Raw genomic sequence first — 19,997 nt, 5'->3', positions numbered from 1 at the left:
GGGATCAGGCACTCACTCGGGCCTATGCCGCGGTGATTATCTTGATAATCGCAGCTACAAGTTGGCCGTCGGGATCGCTGAGACGCTGCAAGGATTTGCGATCCACCAACAGGGATCCAAGAGTGAGGTCTACGAATTCGGCACCGACCTGCTCGACAGATCTGCGTCCTTCCGGCTCGAACCACGTCCACGCCCATTGCGCGGCACCGAAGATGAGCAGGCTCCGGACGCTCGTGTCGACGGGCCGGAACTCACCCGCCGCAGTGCCCGCCTCGAGCAAGCTGTGCAGGATTCCGATGTATTGCCTTCGCAGCTTGCGTCCCTCGGAGTTCTCATCCTGCAGCGCGAACCGTGCGACCTCGCGCTGGAATGCGACAGTCCGATTTCGATCGTGCACCTGATAGAGGATGGCCGCGTACAACAGCCCGGCCAGTTGCTCGGTGGGCGTAGAAAACTCCGAAACAATTCGCTCGGCCTCATCGATGCGACGCCGCATATAGGCAAGATGCAGAGCGTCCAGCAACCGCGCCTTCGTGCCGTAATGATGCACGATCAAGCCCTGGGAGATGCCCAACTCACTTGCCACACCACTGAAGCTGGTGCCGTCGTAGCCCTTCTCGGCAACATGGCGCGTGAAAATGTCGAGAATCGCGTCCGACTTGCCCGGTCCCGCCGCACGCCTACTCACCCGATCCCACCCCTCCTCGTCCAAATTTCCGGACACTCTAGCACCCACCGACTGGCCAACCCGGTCGTTGACTGAGTGCGCAGTCAGTACTAGCATTGTGCGCCGAGTCACAGCGGCGTACTTCGTTGCGTCAACCAGCAACCTCGAATCAGTCGAGCAATCAACTATGAAACAGCACGTCTATCCCGCTGAGGCGGTCATCGAACAACGAGCATCAGAACTCCACATTCGAATTTGCGCCTATGGCCTGTCGAACCTGCTCACTACGAGTAGCGGCCAGCGTGTCGGCGTCGCCGACCAGCGGTACGCGCCGCCCACCGAAATCATCACTTGCTCGAGGGCACCATCCGATCTGCGCTTCGCATGACCGGCCTTTCTGACGCCGCCGCCATCATCTCGACGCGCATCGCTCGAGGTGGCGACTACGACGGCCTGCTGATAAAGGACTATCTGGCGCGCCTGAAACCTCGACCCGCGATGAAGGACATGTGATGACCGAGGACGCGGGTATGGCGGAGGCGCGGGAGGATCCGGTGAATGATCCAGCATTTCTGCTGTCGCCGGATCGACTGTTGGCCGCGATTGCCGGGCGCCTTGCCGAGCCGTTTCCGCTGATCGCGTGGGCGAGGGAACTGGGCGATTTACATGCCGCCCTTATTTCGGCGGTTTTGAATCCTCGGCGTCCGCCCGACGTCACCGAGGCAGCCCTGCATGCGGATATTTCGAAGGTCATCGACAAGATCAATTCTTGGGCGGTGTTCTATGTCCGCCATAGCCGGTGCGCCCGTCGCCACACGCACTCCTTTGGTGAGGTGATCAGCCATGTCGCGAAGACCTATGCCGAGGCGTGGTGGACGGTGCTGCACTCCGACTGTGAGGAGCTTCGGCACTCGGCGTGGGTCCATCTCGGCGAGGTCCGTGAAGGCTATGCGCAACTCATCGGTGACATCCGGATAGGCCGCGTCCAACTCCCACTCGGATGGCGAGGCATCCGACATACCCGACAAAACGACAGCACTTCGCCAGCACCGGAAACCGGCAGGGATGACGAGTCAGACGGCGAGCTGACCGAGTTGGCGCAATAGCTGATCGGCGGTGCGCGCGTTGCGGTATGCGACGTATGCGGCCCATGCCCAGCCGACGATCGACACGGCATACCAGTACAGCCGCCAATCTGTCGGATGCAGGCCGCCTCCGAGTCCAGTGGCGAGCGGCACCATGAATACCGCGGCGAGCCCGGTATAGAGCACGCGCTGGCGCGAGGCTGCATTTTGCGCTTGTTCCAGGCGCGGGATCCATGATTCGGCGGTCGCGTCCGGGGGTAACTGGCGAGCTTTCAATGCGCGGCCGATTTCACGATTTGTGCCTCTGTCGGCAGATTCGAACACTCGGACAGGACGCATATATCGCCACACGAATACAGATACGACAACGACCGGTACGAGCGCGATGATGATCGCGACCATGATTCACCTACCCGCAGTGTGGGCAAGATCGTCGAGGACTCCGTCCGCGAACCGCCATTGGAGATGGATCGTGGTGAGGTTGACAGCCGAAGCGGCGAGCGCGAGCAGATAGACATAGAGCAGCACATTGCTCGGGTGCGGATTCGTTGCGATCTCGGTGATCAGCAGCGCCGACCAGAGCGCGGTGAGTGCGATGAACAGACCACGCACCCATACCGGACGCACCCGAGCATGAACGAGATCCGTCATCCGCTCCTGCGGCCCGTTCGGGAGCGGCGCCTGGCTGCGACGCCGCTCCGGAATCACCAACCGGCGCACCAGGAGCCCGGCGATGACTGTGGTCAGCGCAATGACAGCGATGAGATGCAAAAGATACCTGTCTTTCCTCAGGTGAGACTTCGTCGGCCAGCACGAATAGATTCCGTCACGTGCGCAGTCGGCGATAGCAACCCATGGGTGGGCATTGCCTCCACCTCACTCTTCGGCCACGGACCATCGGCCGAACACCGCCTACCCCAACGCTGCAGGTCACCCGAGGGGTTTCGGCTCGACGATCGGCAGATCCTCGCCTTCTCGCAGCACACGAGTCCGGAACCGGCGACTGATGTGCTCGATCGTGGTGCACAACCATTGCGCGTCGACCCGGGCGGCCCGCTCGAGACGCATGCGCCGCACCCGAAACGGCAGCAGTCGCAATGCCGCCGGTCCATCACCGGGATGAATTGACGCGAGATACAACAGCCTCAGGTCGGTTCGGTAGGACTTATAGCCCCCGATGCCTTCATAGTCATTGATGATGTCACCGCAGCCGTACAGGATCAGCCGGTCACGATAGATCTCGATCGGGCGGGGATGATGCGAGGAATGCCCGTGTACGACATCGATACCGGCATCGATCAACCGATGCGCGAACTGTATTTCACTCGGCCCCACCCCGTAGCCCCAATTCGGCCCCCAGTGCACGGACACGACCGTGATATCTCCGGTGTGCTTGTGCGCCAACACCTTTGCCGCGACGTCGTCGGCCGATGAGTCGTCGATCAACCACACACCCGGACGGTCGTCATGGGCCGCCCAAGATCCGGGAACACCGCTCGACCGCGCCGCGATGGCCGCGATTACGGCCCGATGTTCGTTGCGGAGGGGCAACACCGTCGGTCGCAGCGCGGTTTCGGCGTCGGCTCCGGCCCCGACGCCGTGGATTCCCGCGGTCGCCAGTGCGTCGAGGGTGTCTTTCATTCCGCGGCAACCGAAATCGAGGATGTGATTGTTGGCCAGCGCGCACACGTCGGGCCGAATCACGGTGAGCGCCGGAAGGTTGTGTGGATGCATCCGATAGTGAACACCCTTGTAGTCGGCGAAGTCACCGTCCGCGGTGATCGTGGTTTCCAGATTGAGCAACCGGATATCGGGTGCGAGAGTCTCCAGCATGGGCAACGCGTCACCCCACGGCCAGCCGAAGTCCACGGGGTGCGGGATCGGCCCGTTCGCCCGCTCGGCCAGCTCGACGTAGATACGGGCGTCATCGACGTGAGGTTCGCGCAATGTCGCGTCTCCGGGATGCGGCAGGATCTGATCGACGCCACGACCCAGCATGACGTCACCGCCCAGCAATACGGTCACCGGATCATCGACCACACCGAACCACCCACTGTCGTTCCGTCGGCACCACCACCATCGCACCGACCCGATCGGACTCCGAGAGTTCGAGGGCCTCGTGGCGGATGAACGAAGCGACCCAGCACGGACGTGATCCGCGCTGCGCCGAGCTCTTCCCCTGTGCCGGGCCGGGATAGATGGTGCATCACCCCCGTGGCATGCGGGCTCGCTCCAGCAGTTCCGCGATCCCGTGCTCGATGCCCTCGGCGATCAGATCGATATCGGGGGTGGTGTCGTAGTCGCCGGTGATGCCGAAGGTCAGTTGGTCGGTGTAGCTGAGGATCGCGATGGTGGTGCGTAGTCGCATGGCGATCGGGATGCACGGGAGGATTTCCAGGACCTCGTGGCCCTGTAGCGATAACCGCCGCCGCGGACCGGGCACATTTGTGGCCAGGGCGCTGACTCCGTGCTGGGGGTAGTGCATCGCCAGCCGCAGGGTCCACGCGATGAGCGCGAACGGGACCCACCCCGCCATCGAGAGCAGGGACTTCTCGGCCTCCGCCGCACCGCTCGACCGGTGCCGTGACATGCGCTCGTGGACGGCGTCGAGCCGCTCGACCGGATCGGAGACCTCGATCGGCAGATACGGCAGCATGGCCGAAACCCGATTGTCGAGAACATATTTCGCGTCCTCATGGCGCATCGACACCGGGATCAGAATGCGGATCTTGTCGGCGGTCGGTTCCTCGCCGCGTTTGTGCAGCACGGTTCGGTAGGCCGATGCGATCGCGGCGAGGGCGACATCGTTGACGGTCACGGCGAACGCGGCACGGATCTCCCCGATGTCCGCCAGCGATGTCCGGGCGACGGCGTAGCGCCGCTGTCGGCCGATCGGACCGTTGAAGGAGGTTTCAGCGGTCGGCGTGACGGCCGCGTACACGACCGGAATCAGGGCACGCGCCGTGTCGACGGCCAGTCGCGGTGCCGCAATCGACAAGCGAATGCCATGGGCCGCCAGTCCGAACACACCGATTCGCCGGGGCGGCCCGGTGGTCGCGCGCGGTGCACTCGTGCCGGATTCCGGATCGCAGAAGCTCTTGAACAGGCCTATTCCGGAGATTCCGTCCACCATCGTGTGGTGGGCCTTGATCATCAGCGCCCAACGGTTGTCTGCCAGATGCTCGATGACGACGCATTGCCACAGCGGGTGGTCGCGGTCGAGTCTTTCCTCGATTTCGGTCGCGATCAGTTCGCGCAGCGCCGCCTCATCGCCGGGCGTCGGTAGGGCCGTCCACCGGAGGTGATGTGCCAAATCGAAATTCGGATCGTCCTCCCATACCGGCGCGGTGAGATCCAAGGTGGCCCGGCGCACTCGCTGGCGGAGCCGGATATTGCGGTCCAAGCCGCTGGTCATCGCCGCGGTGAACTGCTCGCGCGTAGGCACCGGACCAGCGAGGATCGCCACCGCAGCGATTCCGAGGCTGATGTGGCGGTCGGTGTCTTCCAATTCCATGAAACCCGAATCCAGCGGGCCCAATCCGGTCATCGCCGATGCCTATCCCGGCAGCCGCCGAGGCCCCGCCGTCGGCTGGGAAACTGCCTACGACAGCAATTGTCCGATCCGGGTCGGCCTCGAGGTGAGATGCCAAGGTAACCGGGGACGGTGACGTTGGCCCTCCGTACGACGACCGCCGTGCGCTCAGCCCATCGCCAGGTCGCGGCGACGGAACGCGAACAGCGCGGCACCGAAGGATCCAAGCCCGATCGCCGTGACCCAGAGTGCGGGCGCGAGTGCGAACTGCTGCATCGGTACCCGGGCCAGCGCGTGGAACGGGCTCAGCTGCAGCGACCAGTTCGGCGCCTTCAGCGCGCTGCCCAGTGCGTCCCACAGGAAGACGGTCGCCACCAGCGCGTAGACAAAGGCGACCGCACGCGGCGCCACGCCGAGCACCGCTGCGGTGACGCCGACGGTGACCACGATGAGTGGCAGGCTGTTGGCCGCCGCGGCGAACAGCGAGCCGATGCCGACCCGCACGCCGGTCGCCGCCGCACCCGTCCAGATCGCCGCCGCCGCGATCACGCACACCACCATCGCCAGACCGACGGCCAGCAGCGCCCGACCACACAGCCAGCCAATGCGCGAGCGCGGCATCGCCAGCACGATCTCCAGCCGTCCCGAGGCTTCTTCACCGCGCGCGGCGACCAGCAATGTCACCGCAAGCAGCGCTGCGATCAGCTGGATAAGGGAATAGAACGCGGCGATGAAGCCGTCGACGGCGATCTTATCGCCGAAGAACTGGGCATACACCGGTGCGCGGCGCAGGAAGTCCAGCGCGGTCTTCACCATGGCGCCCATCAGCAATGCGTAGGTTGCCGTACCGACCAGCCAGAAACCCAGATGCGCCGCCTCGTCGCGCAGCGCCGCCTGCCACGACGCACCCAACAGCGCCCGGCGGGCCGGTCTGCTGTCGCGCACCGGCAGCACACCGGCTCCGATGTCCCGCATCGCCAGTAGCGGCAGCGAAATCACTATGGGCACAACGATTCCCACCGCGATCACGGTGAGCACCAGCGGCGACGGCGTGGCGGGTGGACGCAACAGTTCGAACCAGCCCAGCGGCGTCACCCAGCGCAGCCACGGAATTCCGACGCCGATATCGGCGGGTGCGCGCAGGATGAAGGCGGCCACCAGAATTCCGGCGGCCAGCAGTCGTGCCGCCCGGACGGTGCCTGCCAGCTGACTGGTCAGCGCCGCGATCGCCGCGAAAAGCAATGCTGGAAGTACCAGCTGGAGGCCGAGTTCCACACAGTTGGCGAAGGTGACCAGATGCTGTGCGACACCGTCGGCCGCCAAGGCGGTCACACTCACCGCGCCGATCACCACGGCCTGCAGCGCCGTGGCGGTCAGCACCGCCGCGAACCACCGCCGCCGCGGCTGCAGACCGCTGAGCACCAATTCGCCACGGCCAGCGTCCTCTTCGCCGCGCAGCGCCCCGGTGGTGATGATCGCGGCCCACATCGCCATGATGATTCCGGCGAAGGTCATATTGCGCCACGCGACCCAGCCCGCCGGATCTGCGATGTCATAGGGGTAGCCGTACAGCACCCGAAGTGCGGTGTTGTTGACGAACGGTCCGAGTATCGCTGTGCGCGTGGCCTTGTCCGGGAATACCGAGACGAATGCCTGTAGCTGTGCGGTGCACAGCACCGCCATCAGCACCGTCAGCACGAGCAGCGACATCCGGTTGGCGCGCAGCCTGGCGCCGACCATGACCGCCCAGCCGCGCACGGCCGCGTTCATCGGTCCGCCTCGGATGCGATCGGGTCGGGATCGGCGGTCTCGTGGTGATAGTGGATGAGGAAGATCTCTTCCAGGCTCGGTTCCCGGCTGTCGAGGGTCACCACCGGCATACCGGCGAGTGCGGCGAGCAGCGGTCCCATATCACCGCGCACCTGCAGTGCCAGCTGATGATCGGCGCGGTCGGCGACTTCGACACCATCGAGACGGCGAAGCGGTTCGATATCGACATCGGGCTCGGCGAAACTCACCTCGACGCTGCGGGCCGACAGATGCCGCAGCTGGGCCATCGTCCCCTCATCGATGAGCCGACCCGCGCGCAGGATGCCGACCCGATCACAGACCGCCTCGACCTCGCTGAGCACATGGGAGGACAGGAAGATCGTCTGACCACGTGCCTTCGCCTGGGCGACGGTCTCCCGGAACGCCGCCTCCATCAGCGGATCCAGCCCGGAGGTCGGTTCGTCGAGGATCAGGATCTCGGCGCGCGTGGCGAAGGCCGCCACCAGCTGCACCTTCTGCCGATTGCCCTTGGACAGGGCGCGGATCTTCTTGTCCGCGTCGAAATCGAACCGCTTCATCAGCACGTCGCGGTAGGCGCGATCGCATCCACCCCGCAGATTCGCCAGATAGTCCAGCGTTTCGGCGCCGGTCAGCGCGGGCCACAAGGTGGGCTCGGAGGCCACATAAGCACAATGCCGATGCGCCGCGACCGGATCCGCCCAGGCATCGCACCCCGCAATCCGCGCCGTGCCCGCAGTCGGCCGATGCAGCCCGAGCAGCACCCGGATCGTCGTCGTCTTCCCGGCCCCATTCGGCCCCAGAAACCCATAGATCTCACCCCCAGCAATATCCACATCAAGCCGATCCAGCGCCAACGTCCGACCGTATCGCTTCGTCAACCCCGTCGCCTCGATAACACCCACAACGCACCTCCCTCCACCCCCGGATGCCACCCCCATTCTCTTCCCACCCGCCCACCAACCACCACGACCCATCAGTCGAGAATGCGCTGGTGTTGGTGCGCTCTCGACGTTTACCTGCATGAACGCATGGTGATCGCTTGTCCAGGGGTCTGGTGACGCAGGGGGCTGCTGGGGCTAGGGGCGGACTCGGAAGGTCCAGCCGGGGGGTAGGTGTTCGAGCTGGCCTCGGCATTCGATCTGGATGGGGGGCAGATCTCCCGGTTGCGATCGGACCTCTATGCCTGCACCGCTGATCCGGATTCCGAGTCGGTGGCCGCGGTAGGTGATCGGGAATGTCAGCGCGCCGAGGGAGGGCGGCCAGTGTGGCGCGAATATCAAACGGTCGCTACGGGTTTCGAGTCCGGTGAAGCAGCGTTGCAATAGGTCGATGCTGCCGGCCATTGCAGCGAGGTGGATGCCCTCGGCGGTGGTGCCGCCCTGGATATCACCGATATCGGATTCGAGGACGCTGTCGAAGAACTCCATGGCGCGGTCCCGGTTGGCGCGGGCCAGCACCCAAGAATGTACGACGCTGCTCAGGGTCGAACCGTGTGAGGTACGGGCGAGGTAGTAGTCGATGGTGCGCGGGATCATCGGAGCGGGCAGGTCGTAGCCGAGTTCTGCAAGGAGTTCCCGTAATTCGTCGGAGGACAGCAGGTAGAACAGCATCAGCACGTCGGCCTGTTTAGCGGCCCGGTAGCGATTGATGTCATCGCCCTCCGCCTCCAGTATTCGGTCCAGTCGCTGTATGTCGCCGTACCGTTGCCGGTAGTGCGCCCAATCGAGTTCGGCCAGTTGGTCGTAGCCCTCGAACTGGCTGATGATGCCGTCGTGGAACGGCACGTACATGCGGCGGCCGACGTCTGCCCAGTGCTGCGGCTCCGATGGCGCCACACCGAGGGTTTCCAGCAGTTCGGCGCGTTCCCGGGGCGCGAGCAGGTCCAGGGCGTCGAGCGCGCGCCGGATCGCCCAGACCGCCATGATGTTGGTGTAGGCATTGTCGTCTATGCCGTCGAAAGGCCTTGCCGGATAGCCGGAATGGAACTCGTCCGGACCGATCACCCCCCGGATTCGGTAGCGGTCCCGGGTGGTGTCATAGGTGGCGATGCTGGCCCAGAACCGGGCGATCTCCACCAACATCTCGGTACCGCATTCGCGTAGGAACTCGCGGTCGCCGGTGACTTGGTAGTACTGCCACACGTTGTAGGCAACCGCGATACCGATGTGATTCGCCCGCTGGCTCGGGTCGGGATTCCACCGCCCGGATCGTGGATTCAGATGCAACTGCTGGCTTTCCTCGCGCCCGTCGCTGCCGGACTGCCATGGGAACATCGCTCCGACGTAACCGTTCTCGTGTGCCGCGCGTCGAGCCTCGGGCAGCCGCCGGTGGCGATACCGGAGCAATGCGCGGGTCAGGGCAGGAAACCGCAGGTTCAGCACCGGGAAGACGAACAGTTCATCCCAGAACACGTGTCCGCGATACGCCTCACCGTGCAATCCGCGCGCCGGGACACCGACGTCGAGGTCGGCGGTATTGGGCGAGAGCGTCTGCAGCAGGTGCAGCAGGTGCAGACGCAGGACACGTACCGCGTTCTTGCGGTCTTCGAGTTCGATGGACAGCCGGTCCCACAGGCGTTCCCAGGCCGCGATATGGCCGCTGAGCAGTTGCTCGAACCCGCCCTCGACACTCAGCCAGCGCACGACCTCCTCCTCCGGCGTCGAAGCCGCGTGATCATGTCCGGTGCAGATGGTGACCATCTTCTCCAGGGTGACGCCCGCCCCGGCGGTCACTTCGATGGTGAAATCATGTCCGATCGCTCCATCTTGTTCGACGAATTCCCCCGCCCGGTCGATAATTTCCCCGTTCCGCAGGATCCTGCTGCGCCCAGCGAGCGCCACCGGAATTCCGGATTTGCTGGTCTGCACCGCCAGCAATACCGAATCCGTGGACAGTTTCCTCGCCCGGACCACGGTGAGATGATCGCCGGACAGCCCCCGATAACGCTCCACCAACGAATTGCGCACGGCCCCGTCGAGCGCCGAGCGGATCACCAGGCGTCCCGACCAATTTTCGGCGACGACCGTCGACTGCAGCGCACAGACATGCGGCCGGTGCATGGCGACCAGCCGTCGCTGCTCGACCGCAGTGATCCGGCCCGTGGCATCGCGGAACCGAAAGCGGCGGGTGAGCACTGCCCGACGCAGGTCCAGTTCCTGTCGATAGGACAGCAATTCGGCGGTGTCGACATCGAACCAGTCGCCGTCCTCGATCCGGAACGACACCGGCAGCCAGTTCGGCAGGTTGACCAGACTCTCGTTGGCGACTGTGCGCCCGGAGATCTCGTCGGTGAGCCGGTTGTAGATACCGGCGGCGTAAGTCCCGGGATAGTGGTGCTCCCCGGCCCGTGCTTCCGGTGCGGCACCTCGCGTGGCGAAGTAGCCGTTACCGACCGTGCAGAGTGCTTCGCGGAGTTTCTCCGTGTGGGGGTCATAGCCGTCGAAGGCCAGTGTCCAGGCATCGACCGCATCCGCATCGGATTCGCGGTGCATGGTCCCGGCCAGCCGGTCGAGGAGTTTCCTGACTCGGCCCGGACCGTCCACTGCGAACCGTGCTGCTGTGCGCCGATCGCCATCCTCGCTGTGGCGCACCACGATTCCGATGCCGTGTGCCGTAACGGCGTCGAAGGCGTCCTCATCGGTAAGATCGTCGCCGAGGTAGATCGGCAGCTCCGGGTGGGGCAGCTGATCCAGGATCCAATCCAGCGCCCGACCCTTGTCCCAGTCGGTATCGGGGCGCAGTTCGGTCACCTTGCGACCGTTGGCGATGCGAAGTCCGGACTGTTGCGCGACCGCGTGGACGGCTCCGATCACGCGGGCCGCAACCTCCTGCGCGGCATTGCGATAGTGCACGGCGACGGCGAATCGCTTGTGCTCCACCAGAATTCCGGGAGTATCGGCCATTCGACGGGTGAGCTCGTCTGCGGCAGCGGCGATGGCGTGCTCGGTGGCCGGTGCCGCGTCGTGTACATGGTGGCCGCCGTCGGGATCGAGCAATTCGAAGCCGTGGCTGCCCGCGTACCAGATCCCGTCCAGCCCTACCCGTTTCCGCAGATCCGTGAGATCGCGACCGCTGATGATCGCAATTGGGCAGACACCGGCGAGTTCGGTGATCGCGGCCGCCGCGCCTTCGACGAGGGCGGCGGTGTCCGGATCGGGCACGATATCGGCGAGCGTTCCGTCGAAGTCCATCAGCACGGCCACATTCGCGGTATCGAGCAGGGCTGATATCCGGGGCCAGGATTCCAGCGCATCGGGAATCTCCGACATGCGCCGGAACCCGGCGCGCACCCGTACCTCGGCCAGATCGGCAACCACGACATCGGCGCCGTGCGAACGCAGTTGATCGGCGTGCCCGGTTCGGTCGATGCCGATCACCAGAGCGAAACCGCCCCGCCGACCGGCCGTGACCCCCGCTTCGGCGTCTTCGACGACGACCGTCCGGCCCGGCTCTGCGCCGAGCCGCCGAGCCGCCTCGACCAACATGGCCGGATCGGGTTTTCCCGGCAGCCCCAGGCTTTCGGCGACTATGCCGTCGACACGCACCGCGAACAGGTCCCCGATCCCGGCCGCCGTGAGCACCTGGGCACAGTTGCGGCTGGCCGAGAAGACCGCGGTACCGATCCCCGCGTCGTGCAGTTCACGCACCAATGTGACGGTGGACTTGAAGACCGGAACGCCGCTGTGGGCCAACCGATCCCGAAACAGATGATCCTTCCGGTTGCCGAGGCCGCAGACGGTGTCGGCATTCTCCGGATCGGACGGATCGCCCCAGGGCAGCGAAATACCGCGTGCGGCGAGGAAATCCGCGACACCGCTGTATCTCGGCTTGCCGTCGACGAAGCGCTGGTAGTCCGCCGCGGTGAACGGAGAGTGATCCTGCCCGGGCCCGGCGGGGCGAGCGGCCAGGAAGTCATCGAACAGTTCGGTCCACGCCGCGGCGTGCATCGAGGCACTGTCGGTGACCACACCGTCCATATCGAAGATCACCGCGTCATATCGGCGCGCGTCGATCAATTGCGCGGTCTGCTCGCCTGCGTCCACGGCTCAAGCCTGGGTCCAGGCGTAGCTCCACCCATCGAGATCGTGGTCGTACCGATACATCATCTCGGGCATCTCCTCGACATCACGAACCGGCGCATACTGCGGACCGGTCCGGTAGGTAGCACCACTGTGCGCCCCCACGTGCGGCGTCGGCAGGGCCGATCGCCCGTCCAGCGGGTGACCAATGGCCCCGGCGATTTCGAATACCCGTCGAGTGAGGCAATGAATCTCGTCGCCGGGATATCGATCTTGTCGAACCGGCCGGTGCCGAGCGCATCCGGCCGCAGAAACTTCAGAATGCCCTCGAAGAGAGAGACCGCGCCGACATACAGGATCAGCACCACCGAGACGGCGCCGTGGTGGTGGTGATTCGGGCGAGCCAGTTGCCGTTATCGAACATGCGACCTGCCTTTTCGGCGACAATTCTATGAGGACCGGAGATCCGGTACAGGATGCGGCGGGCCTGGCCCGTACGTCATCGCCGAGCCGCTGAAGCCTGGCCAAGATCTTCGGCCCTGCTCGCCCGCAACGCCACCATCGAACGATGAGCGGAGATGCCGAAACCAGCCACAAGGAGGCCCATCGTGACTACAGCCCAAGACATCATGCGGTCCGACGTGGAACGCATCGGCGTGCGCGACACCATGGACACCGCCGCGCAGCGCATGCTCCGGTACGACGTCGGAGCGCTGCCGATCTGCGACGGTGAGGGGTGTCCCGTCGGCATCGTGACCGACCGCGACATCATCGTCAAGGTTGTCGGGGTCGGCGCGAATCCGAAGACGACCACCGCAGGTGAAATGGCACAGGGTGCCGACGAGTTGCACACGGTCGAAATCGATACCGATATCGACGATGTGGTGGCACTCATGGAACGATTTCGGATCCGACGGCTCCCGGTGACCGAACACGGCCTGCTTGCCGGCATCATCACCGAGGCCGACCTGGCACGACACCTGTCCGAGGCGACAGTCGGCGAGTTCGTCGAGGCGGTTTGCGCCCCGAACCTCCCGAGTGTCGCCGACGCTTGATCCGCCCGGATCGCAGAATCGCAGGCTGGGTGCTACGAAATTCGGAGTGCCTGGGAGGGCCAGCGATGCCACACAACGATCCTGCGCGGGACCTACTACTGGGCCCGATCAGCGTGAGCGAATGACGATCACCGGGACCTCGACCGCATGCAGAAGGGCATTGCTGGTCGAGCCGAGCAGCATGCTCGAGAAGCCGCCGCGGCCGTGACTACCGACGACAACCAGTTGGGCGTTTCCCGATCGGTCGAGCAGTGCGCGGGCGGGCCTGTCGGCCACGGTGATCCGGTGCACCGTTACATCCGGATAGCGTTCGCCGAAGCCTGCGAGGCTCTCCGAGAGCAGTGCCTCGGCGACATCGTGGGCGGCATCCCACCCAGCGACGGGCAGGTCCGATCCGCTGGTGTCGCTCCAGGCGTGCAGGGCGATGAGGTCAACCTTGCGGCGGGAGGCCTCCTCGAAGGCGATTTCGACCGCTGGCACACTGTTGGCGCTGCCGTCGACGCCGACCAGCACCGGCTGGGTCGCCGACACCGCGTCGATCGCCGATATTCCGTGGATCACCGCGACCGGGCAGTGCGCGTGATGGGTGACGGCGGTACTGACCGAGCCGAGCAGCCCACGCTGGAAGGCACCGAGGCCCCGGCTGCCGACCACCAACATTCCGGCATGGGTGGAGCGCTCGATCAGCGTCATCGGGACCAGCTCGAACGTCACCTCGGTGGTGATCGCGAGGTCTTCCCCCGGCGCGGCGGTTCGCGCCACACGAGTGGCCTCGGTGACGATGCGCTCGCCGTCGCGACGCAGCCACTCCGTATCGTCGTCGGTGAGCAGCGCACCCGGCCCGAAGCCGGTGGGAATCGCTACCGAGGTGAGGATATGTAGGCGCCTGTGGTGCAGCGCGGCTTCGACGGCTGCCCAGGCCGCGGCCTGATATGAGTTCGCCGACCCGTCGACTGCCGCGAGGATCGGCTTATCCAGTGCTGTGGTATGCGAAACAGGCTCGCCTGTCACGGGCATTCCTCGGCGACCGGGCGACCGAGATTGCGCCACTGCTGGGCCCATCCGGTGCTCCGCTGCCGAGACAGCAGCCAGCCCCCGCCGCGCAGCAACAACCATGCGCTCAACCAGACACCGGCCAGTACCACCAAGCTCGCGCCGAGACCGGCCAATGCTGCCGCGGCCAGGCGCGGTGGGGCGGACGTCGGAGCGCCGTCGGGTCCGACCCACACCGGCACATCCTTGCCGAGGGCCGCACTGCGGGGCACCGGCACGATCCCGATACCTTCTCGGCCGTTGTCGTTCCATTGCACCGTCGCCTCGAAACGACGTGCCGGAGTCCATACCGGCGGGGTCGTGACCGTCGCATCGACCACGAATTTCGTCGCCTGTTCGGTCTGAATACGGGCGGCCTGGGAGGTGTAGGTGGCGGTGCCGATCGCCGCCGCCATCGGCACGGCGAGGACCACAGCGAGCGATACGACGATCCGCAGCAGGGTTTCGTATCGACCCAATAGGCGCATCGGCCTGCGCGGGCTCCGTAGCAGCAGCAACCACAGCCGGACGAGGCGGGTCCACGAGTCGTGGAGCGGGATGGCAGCAGACATCTGTGGCACCTCTATCGACGGCGTTAACACAACTTCGAGCATCCCGCTCGGTCGGATCGGTGGGCAGAGACGAAAGTCATAGACCATTAGGGTCCTCGGACCCCGCATCACGGTCGGCCCGGAACGCTTCGATCGCTGTCGGCAGGGTGGGATAGAGGTGCTGGTCGCCGATTTTGGCGGTTAATCCTGCGGCATCGAGGTCGTCGCGCAGGTCCTTTTTGACCCGCGCCATGGCGAAGACGATGCCGCGCGCCGCCAGCTCCGACCGAAGCTGTTCGACCGCGTCGAGCGCGGTGAGGTCCACTTCCACATTGGCCTCGGCATTGAGCACGAACCAGCGCGCCGGCCGCCCGCCGTGCTCGACGCATGAGTCGACCGCCGCGAGAGCGCGCCGCCGGAAGTCTTCGGCATTGGCGAAGCACAGGGGTGCGTCGTAGCGGTAGATCACGACTCCGGGAACCAGTTCTGCCTCCGGATAGTCATCCACGTCGTGCATGCCGGCAAGCCCGGGAACAAACCCGAGAATGGCGTCGTGGGCCCGCGCGATCCGACGCAGCAGATCGAAGATCGACAACGCGATCGCCACCAGCACGCCGTAGAGAACGCCGAGCGCCAGCACCGCGACGACCGTGCCGAGCGCCAGCACCAGCTCACTGCGTCGGAACCGGGCGATCCGCCGGAACTCGACCAGATCGATCAAGCGCAATGCCGCGTAGATGACGAGCGCACCGAGCGCCGCCTTGGGAAAGGAAGCCAGGATACCCCGCGCGCCGAGCAGCACGGCGAACAAACCTCCCAGTGCCACAATGGAATACAGCTGCGTGCGGGCGCCCATGGCATCCGCGATCGTGGTCCGGCTGCTGCTGCAACTCACCGGGAAACCGTGCAGTAGCCCGGCCGCCACATTGGTTGCCCCCAGCGCGGCGAGTTCGGTATTCGCCTCGACATGATCGCCGTGCCGGGCCGCGAACGCACGCGCGGTGAGCGCATTGTCGGAGAAGCCGACCACGGCGATGCCGACCGCGGGCAGAATCAGTTGCGCAATATCTCCGGCCGCCACATCGGACAGACCGGGCACCGGAATCCCGGCTGGGATGGACCCGATGACCTCGATGCCGTACCGCTGTAACGAGAACATCGCCACCACCGCGGCGGCCAGTAGCACCGCCAACAGCGGTCCTGGCACTCGCGGCGCCCGCCAGGACAGCAATAGCAGTCCAACGAGCACTGCCGCGGCGAGCACACTGGTCTGCCAATGCCAGTTATCCAGCTGTGCCGCGAACGAACGCAATTGGGTGAGAAACGACTCCCCCTCGACCGGCACACCGGTCACCCGCCCGAGCTGGCCGACGATCATCATCCCCGCGGTACCGGCCAGATATCCCACCAGAACCGGTTTGGACAGCAGGTCGGCCAGCACGCCGAGCCGGGCCACCGCACCGATCAGGCACAGCCCGCCGACCAGCAGGGCGAGCACCGCCGCGAGGGACGCATAGCGGCCCGGATCACCGAGCGCGAGCGGGGCCAGTGCGACCGCGGTGAGCAAAGCGGTTGTCGACTCGGGCCCCACCGATAGCTGCCGCGAGGTAGCGAACAGGATGTAGACCGCCAGTGGCCCGATCGCCGCCCACAGCCCGACCACCGGCGGCAGACCCGCCACCGTCGCATAAGCCATCACCTGTGGCACGAGATATGCGGCCACGGTGATACCGGCGACCACGTCGGACCGGAGCCACGCCCGCTGGTAGCCATCGAATTGCCGCAGCCCCGGAAGGAAACGTGCCAGCACCCTTCCAGCATTGTGCGTCGCGGAACCCGACGCGACAGCCGAAAGTACTCAACCGGGGCGATGTGGGTACCACGGCCGACGTATCAATATGTCGGAATACCCATCATTGCCGATCCGTTCGTGGCGGGGATGACTGTGGCGCTGCACTGCGCTGATGCGTAGGTCGGATCGGATCGAGGCGGGGTATGGCTGTTCGCGATCATTGTCATGCTCATCGCGGTGCCCGCCGCGGGTGCGGCGGGCACCGCGAGCTACACCGCCGCGGCAAGCCGGATCCGGGCCGAGAACGCGACAAAAGTCGCTGTGCCCGCGACGATCGCGATGTCTCCGGAAAGAGTCGTGACCGTCGGCGCATACGCGGCGGCCACCGGACGATTCGAGGCGACAGTGCGGTGGGACCAGCATCGACGGTCCGGGACGACGACCACCGAGGTGCCCGACAAGTCCGCGCCGGGTGATGAGGTGCGGGCAGGTCGATCAGACACGGGCACGTTCGCGGGCCAGAGCGCGGTCGCGCTGTTCCTCGAAACGCGGGATCTGCACCTGTGCCAGGTCTTCGAGAAACGTGGCGAGCCGTTCCCGGACCTGTTCGCCGCGCGCGCTGAAATCGGTGCGGCCGAACAGATTCCACTGCCGTAGCACCGGCTGCAGTACCTCTTCGAGGTGCTGGCGCAGGTCGTAGACACCGTGCTTGGCCATGAGTACGCCGTTGCGGCGGAAGTTCGGCATTCCGGCGCCGGGCATCCGGAAGTTCTGCACGATATTGGCGATGGCCTCGATCGCCTGATCCGGCACCAGATCCAGTGCCGCGCCGCACATGGTGCGATAGAAGATCATGTGCAGGTTCTCGTCGGCGGCGATGCGCTGCAACATCTTGTCGGCGACCGCGTCCGCACAGACTCGGGCGGTATTGCGGTGGGTGACCCGGGTGGCCAACTCCTGAAAGCTCACGTAGGCAACCGAATGCAAGAATCCGGCACCGCTGTCGACTTCGGCCGGGCCGACCCCGGACGAGAAGCCGTTGGTCATGTGCACCATTCTGGCTTCTTCCAGCGCGACCGGATCGACGCCTCGGGTCACCACCAGATAGTCGCGAATCACGGTGCTGTGGCGCATTTCTTCGGCGGTCCACCGGCCGACCCAGGTGCCCCACGCACCGTCGCGGGAGAAGTTCTCGGATATTTCGCGGTGATAGGAGGGCAGATTGTCCTCGGTGAGCAGATTCGTGATCATCGCGGCCTTGGCGACCTCGCTGAGCGAGGATTGATCGGCCTCCCAATCGATTCCGCCGAGGGCGGCGAAGTTCCGGCCTTCATCCCATGGCACGTAGTCGTGCGGATGCCAATCCTTGGACATCGACAGGTGCCGGTGCACGCACTCCTCGGCCATCGGCTCCAGTTCGGCCAGTATCTCGCGTTGGGTCAGCTCACGCGTCAATTGGTGTTGCCTACCTTTCCTTCTCGATGAGTCCGCCGACGTCGGCTCCCCATGCCACCACCGCGGCCCGATGCCGCCCAGGGGCGAAGGTCCCCGGCAACCCAGGACCGAATGCCTCAACTTCGGAGCCGCGAGAATCACATTCGACGCCGCGGCGCGAGCCGACTCGCGCCGATTGTGACCATGGACCCTGGATCCTGTGCGCAATGCCTGTCGCGGTCGCTGTTGTCGGCGTCGACACTCGAAGCATGAACGCAAGCGACCGTGCGAGCACACCCGATCTGGGGGACGTGCGAATGGCGCTGATGCTCGCCTGCCGGGCCCCATCGGTGCACAACACTCAGCCGTGGCGCTGGGTGTTCGACGGTGCGCGACTGCAGTTGCACAGCGATACCGACAGGCTGTTGCGCTCGGCCGACCCGCTCGGCAGACAACTGGTGATCAGCTGCGGTGCCGTGCTCGACCACGCGCGCCTGGCCTTCATGTCGATGGGCTGGTTCGCCGAGGTCACCCGATTCCCGGATCCGAATGTGCCCGGGCACTTGGCCACCCTCGAGTTCCGGCCGTGGCCCGGCGCGCTGAATACGACTGCCGCCAGGATCCGCGCCATCCGCCGACGCCGCACCGACCGGTTGCCGATGCTGGCGCCGCCCGGCTGGCTCGATGTGCTCGCCACGGTGCGCGAACTGGCACGGCCACACCATGTGTCGGTCGACGAGATCGCCGAGAGCAACCGGCCGCGGCTGGCCGCGGCCACCGAGCACGCCACCGCGCTGCGCCGCTACGATATGCCGTATCAAACCGAATTACATTGGTGGACAGGGCATTCGGACACTCGGGAAGGTGTCCCGGTGGCTGCGCTCGTATCGGATGCCGAGGCGGTTAGGGTCGATGTCGGGCGCCCCTTCCCATCCGCGCCGTATTCGGTCCGCCGCAGCGATCTCGAGGACAAGGCCCGGCTGCTGGTACTGAGCACCCTCGGTGAGACACCCGCGCAGTGGCTGCATACCGGCGAGGCGCTGTCGGAGTTGCTCCTCGAATGCACCGCACGCGGCCTGGCGACCTGTGCACTGACCCACATCACCGAACTCGCCACCAGCCGATCAGTGATCACCGATCTGATCCCCCAGCCGGATCTACCGCAGGTCGTGGTCCGTATCGGCACCGCACCAGAAGACACCGACCCCACTCCGACGCCACGGCGCCCACTCGACGAGGTACTGGAGATCCGTGCGGTCTGAGCGCCAATTCTCATCCGGCTCGTCGCCACGAGGAATGCGCGGAGGTCGGAATCAACTGCCGGACGCCGGGTTTGCGGTCGGCCCGCCCGCAGCCTAGCCGGCGAACACGCGCCAGCATGGCGCGGTCCGTGCGGGATGGCCGAAAGTCCCTCGGCGTGCGTCAGTTGGGCACTATGCGCGTGCCCTGCACGGACGTAGCGTCAGGGACGAAGGAATTTCCGCAGGTAGAAGGCAGAGGAGAGCGAAATGCGGGCCCGGGTCGTCTACGAATCGATGTTCGGCAACACCGCAGCCATTGCCAAGGCGATCGCAGCGGGAGTGAGCGAATACGGTGAGGTCGAGGTGCTGGATGTGGTGGCCGCCGCCCAGCGCCCCGAGCCGATGGTGGATCTGCTGGTGGTCGGCGCTCCCACACATGCCTTCGGGATGAGCCGGGCCCGAACCCGGCGTGACGCGGCGACACGGACCGAGGCGCCGGTCGCAGTCGACATCGGTATGCGGGAATGGCTGGACGCGGCGCTGCCGGTGCCACCGGGCTCGCGGGCCGCGGCCTTCGGAACCAAGGCGGCGAAACCGTCCTGGCTGCCGGGATCGGCCGCGCGAGGTGCCGGAAAACGGTTGCGGCGCTTGGGATATGAGTTGGCCGACGTACCACAGGACTTCTTCGTCGACGGTACCCTCGGCCCGCTCACCGCCGGCGAGTTGGAACGCGCGCGGGCATGGGCCGATCGCTTGGCCCACACTGAACTCGACCGCAGCGCGCACCGGTCCTGAGACC

At 65.6% G+C, this 19,997-nt stretch carries 18 protein-coding genes and 1 pseudogene; 5 read left to right on the top strand and 14 right to left on the bottom strand.

Going from position 1 to position 19,997, the window contains the following annotated elements; all coding sequences use genetic code 11:
• Positions 1-22 precede the first annotated feature (22 nt).
• Positions 23-724: a TetR/AcrR family transcriptional regulator gene (locus ABZ293_RS24990; RefSeq protein ID WP_355184319.1), complete on the bottom strand. Its 702-nt coding sequence runs from the start codon at positions 722-724 to the stop codon at positions 23-25.
• Between the two features lie 294 nt (positions 725-1,018).
• Here ABZ293_RS24990 and ABZ293_RS24985 point away from each other — a divergent pair, with 294 nt between their 5' ends.
• Together ABZ293_RS24985 and ABZ293_RS24980 are read left to right on the top strand one after the other, a co-directional pair.
• Positions 1,019-1,180, top strand: coding sequence for a hypothetical protein (locus tag ABZ293_RS24985; protein ID WP_355184317.1), 162 nt, complete (start codon positions 1,019-1,021; stop codon positions 1,178-1,180).
• Positions 1,180-1,773: a hypothetical protein gene (locus tag ABZ293_RS24980; protein WP_355184315.1), complete on the top strand. Its 594-nt coding sequence runs from the start codon at positions 1,180-1,182 to the stop codon at positions 1,771-1,773. The genes ABZ293_RS24985 and ABZ293_RS24980 overlap by 1 nt, the downstream gene beginning before the upstream one ends.
• Here ABZ293_RS24980 and ABZ293_RS24975 read toward each other — a convergent pair.
• The 8 genes and pseudogenes from ABZ293_RS24975 to ABZ293_RS24940 all read right to left on the bottom strand — a co-directional run.
• Positions 1,741-2,154 (bottom strand): hypothetical protein, encoded by a 414-nt coding sequence (locus tag ABZ293_RS24975; RefSeq protein WP_355184313.1) that lies wholly within the window; start codon positions 2,152-2,154, stop codon positions 1,741-1,743. The genes ABZ293_RS24980 and ABZ293_RS24975 overlap by 33 nt on opposite strands.
• A 3-nt stretch (positions 2,155-2,157) precedes the next feature.
• Complete coding sequence (locus ABZ293_RS24970) at positions 2,158-2,523, bottom strand: hypothetical protein (RefSeq protein ID WP_355184311.1); 366 nt, start codon at positions 2,521-2,523, stop codon at positions 2,158-2,160.
• A 159-nt stretch (positions 2,524-2,682) separates the two neighbouring features.
• A complete protein-coding gene (locus ABZ293_RS24965) occupies positions 2,683-3,792 on the bottom strand; it encodes a CapA family protein (RefSeq protein ID WP_355184309.1) in 1,110 nt (369 codons plus the stop codon).
• A 166-nt stretch (positions 3,793-3,958) separates the two neighbouring features.
• Entirely contained in the window at positions 3,959-5,299 is a 1,341-nt protein-coding gene (locus ABZ293_RS24960) for a wax ester/triacylglycerol synthase family O-acyltransferase (RefSeq protein ID WP_355184307.1), read from the bottom strand.
• 153 nt (positions 5,300-5,452) lie between these two features.
• Positions 5,453-7,054, bottom strand: a complete 1,602-nt coding sequence (locus ABZ293_RS24955; RefSeq protein ID WP_355184305.1) for a hypothetical protein — start codon at positions 7,052-7,054, stop codon at positions 5,453-5,455.
• Positions 7,051-8,013 carry an ABC transporter ATP-binding protein gene (locus tag ABZ293_RS24950; protein WP_355184303.1) on the bottom strand — a complete coding sequence of 321 codons (963 nt, stop codon included), beginning with the start codon at positions 8,011-8,013 and terminating at the stop codon, positions 7,051-7,053. The genes ABZ293_RS24955 and ABZ293_RS24950 overlap by 4 nt, the downstream gene beginning before the upstream one ends.
• A 138-nt stretch (positions 8,014-8,151) precedes the next feature.
• A complete protein-coding gene (otsB, locus tag ABZ293_RS24945; protein ID WP_355184301.1) occupies positions 8,152-12,117 on the bottom strand; it encodes a trehalose-phosphatase in 3,966 nt (1,321 codons plus the stop codon).
• Positions 12,118-12,323: 206 nt separating this feature from the next.
• Positions 12,324-12,500: pseudogene (locus tag ABZ293_RS24940) on the bottom strand (hypothetical protein); the annotation flags it as partial.
• A gap of 201 nt (positions 12,501-12,701) precedes the next feature.
• Here ABZ293_RS24940 and ABZ293_RS24935 point away from each other — a divergent pair.
• Positions 12,702-13,148: a CBS domain-containing protein gene (locus tag ABZ293_RS24935; RefSeq protein ID WP_354952364.1), complete on the top strand. Its 447-nt coding sequence runs from the start codon at positions 12,702-12,704 to the stop codon at positions 13,146-13,148.
• A gap of 108 nt (positions 13,149-13,256) precedes the next feature.
• Here the strand turns inward: ABZ293_RS24935 and ABZ293_RS24930 are convergent, their stop codons facing one another.
• The 5 genes from ABZ293_RS24930 to ABZ293_RS24910 all read right to left on the bottom strand — a co-directional run bounded on the left by ABZ293_RS24930 (position 13,257) and on the right by ABZ293_RS24910 (position 17,978).
• Positions 13,257-14,165 carry a universal stress protein gene (locus ABZ293_RS24930; protein ID WP_355184299.1) on the bottom strand — a complete coding sequence of 303 codons (909 nt, stop codon included), beginning with the start codon at positions 14,163-14,165 and terminating at the stop codon, positions 13,257-13,259.
• Entirely contained in the window at positions 14,156-14,752 is a 597-nt protein-coding gene (locus tag ABZ293_RS24925) for a hypothetical protein (RefSeq protein ID WP_355184297.1), read from the bottom strand. Before ABZ293_RS24925 ends, ABZ293_RS24930 begins: the two co-directional genes overlap by 10 nt.
• Before the next feature lie 76 nt (positions 14,753-14,828).
• Entirely contained in the window at positions 14,829-16,541 is a 1,713-nt protein-coding gene (gene sulP / locus ABZ293_RS24920) for a sulfate permease (RefSeq protein ID WP_355184295.1), read from the bottom strand.
• Between the two features lie 251 nt (positions 16,542-16,792).
• On the bottom strand, positions 16,793-17,026 hold the full coding sequence (locus tag ABZ293_RS24915) for a hypothetical protein (RefSeq protein WP_355184293.1): 234 nt from the start codon (positions 17,024-17,026) through the stop codon (positions 16,793-16,795).
• Positions 17,019-17,978: an acyl-ACP desaturase gene (locus ABZ293_RS24910; protein WP_355184291.1), complete on the bottom strand. Its 960-nt coding sequence runs from the start codon at positions 17,976-17,978 to the stop codon at positions 17,019-17,021. Before ABZ293_RS24910 ends, ABZ293_RS24915 begins: the two co-directional genes overlap by 8 nt.
• Before the next feature lie 248 nt (positions 17,979-18,226).
• On the opposite strand from ABZ293_RS24910, the gene ABZ293_RS24905 reads away from it, so the two are divergent.
• Positions 18,227-19,219, top strand: a complete 993-nt coding sequence (locus ABZ293_RS24905) for a hypothetical protein (RefSeq protein WP_355184289.1) — start codon at positions 18,227-18,229, stop codon at positions 19,217-19,219.
• 246 nt (positions 19,220-19,465) lie between these two features.
• Complete coding sequence (locus ABZ293_RS24900) at positions 19,466-19,993, top strand: flavodoxin domain-containing protein (RefSeq protein ID WP_355184287.1); 528 nt, start codon at positions 19,466-19,468, stop codon at positions 19,991-19,993.
• Positions 19,994-19,997 lie beyond the last annotated feature (4 nt).

This window comes from Nocardia sp. NPDC005998 (assembly GCF_040614395.1).
GTDB lineage: Bacteria > Actinomycetota > Actinomycetes > Mycobacteriales > Mycobacteriaceae > Nocardia.
The sequence above is the reverse complement of the archived record's forward strand: the minus strand, read 5'-3'. Positions and strand labels throughout refer to the sequence as shown.

Coding starts and splice junctions, on each gene's coding strand:
- ABZ293_RS24950 (WP_355184303.1), bottom strand. CDS start 8,013: ATGGGGGTGGCATCCGGGGGTGGAGGGAGGTGCGTTGTGGGTGTTATC.
- ABZ293_RS24980 (WP_355184315.1), top strand. CDS start 1,180: ATGACCGAGGACGCGGGTATGGCGGAGGCGCGGGAGGATCCGGTGAAT.
- ABZ293_RS24960 (WP_355184307.1), bottom strand. CDS start 5,299: ATGACCGGATTGGGCCCGCTGGATTCGGGTTTCATGGAATTGGAAGAC.
- ABZ293_RS24975 (WP_355184313.1), bottom strand. CDS start 2,154: ATGGTCGCGATCATCATCGCGCTCGTACCGGTCGTTGTCGTATCTGTA.
- ABZ293_RS24905 (WP_355184289.1), top strand. CDS start 18,227: ATGAACGCAAGCGACCGTGCGAGCACACCCGATCTGGGGGACGTGCGA.
- ABZ293_RS24925 (WP_355184297.1), bottom strand. CDS start 14,752: ATGTCTGCTGCCATCCCGCTCCACGACTCGTGGACCCGCCTCGTCCGG.
- ABZ293_RS24930 (WP_355184299.1), bottom strand. CDS start 14,165: ATGCCCGTGACAGGCGAGCCTGTTTCGCATACCACAGCACTGGATAAG.
- ABZ293_RS24900 (WP_355184287.1), top strand. CDS start 19,466: ATGCGGGCCCGGGTCGTCTACGAATCGATGTTCGGCAACACCGCAGCC.
- ABZ293_RS24955 (WP_355184305.1), bottom strand. CDS start 7,054: ATGAACGCGGCCGTGCGCGGCTGGGCGGTCATGGTCGGCGCCAGGCTG.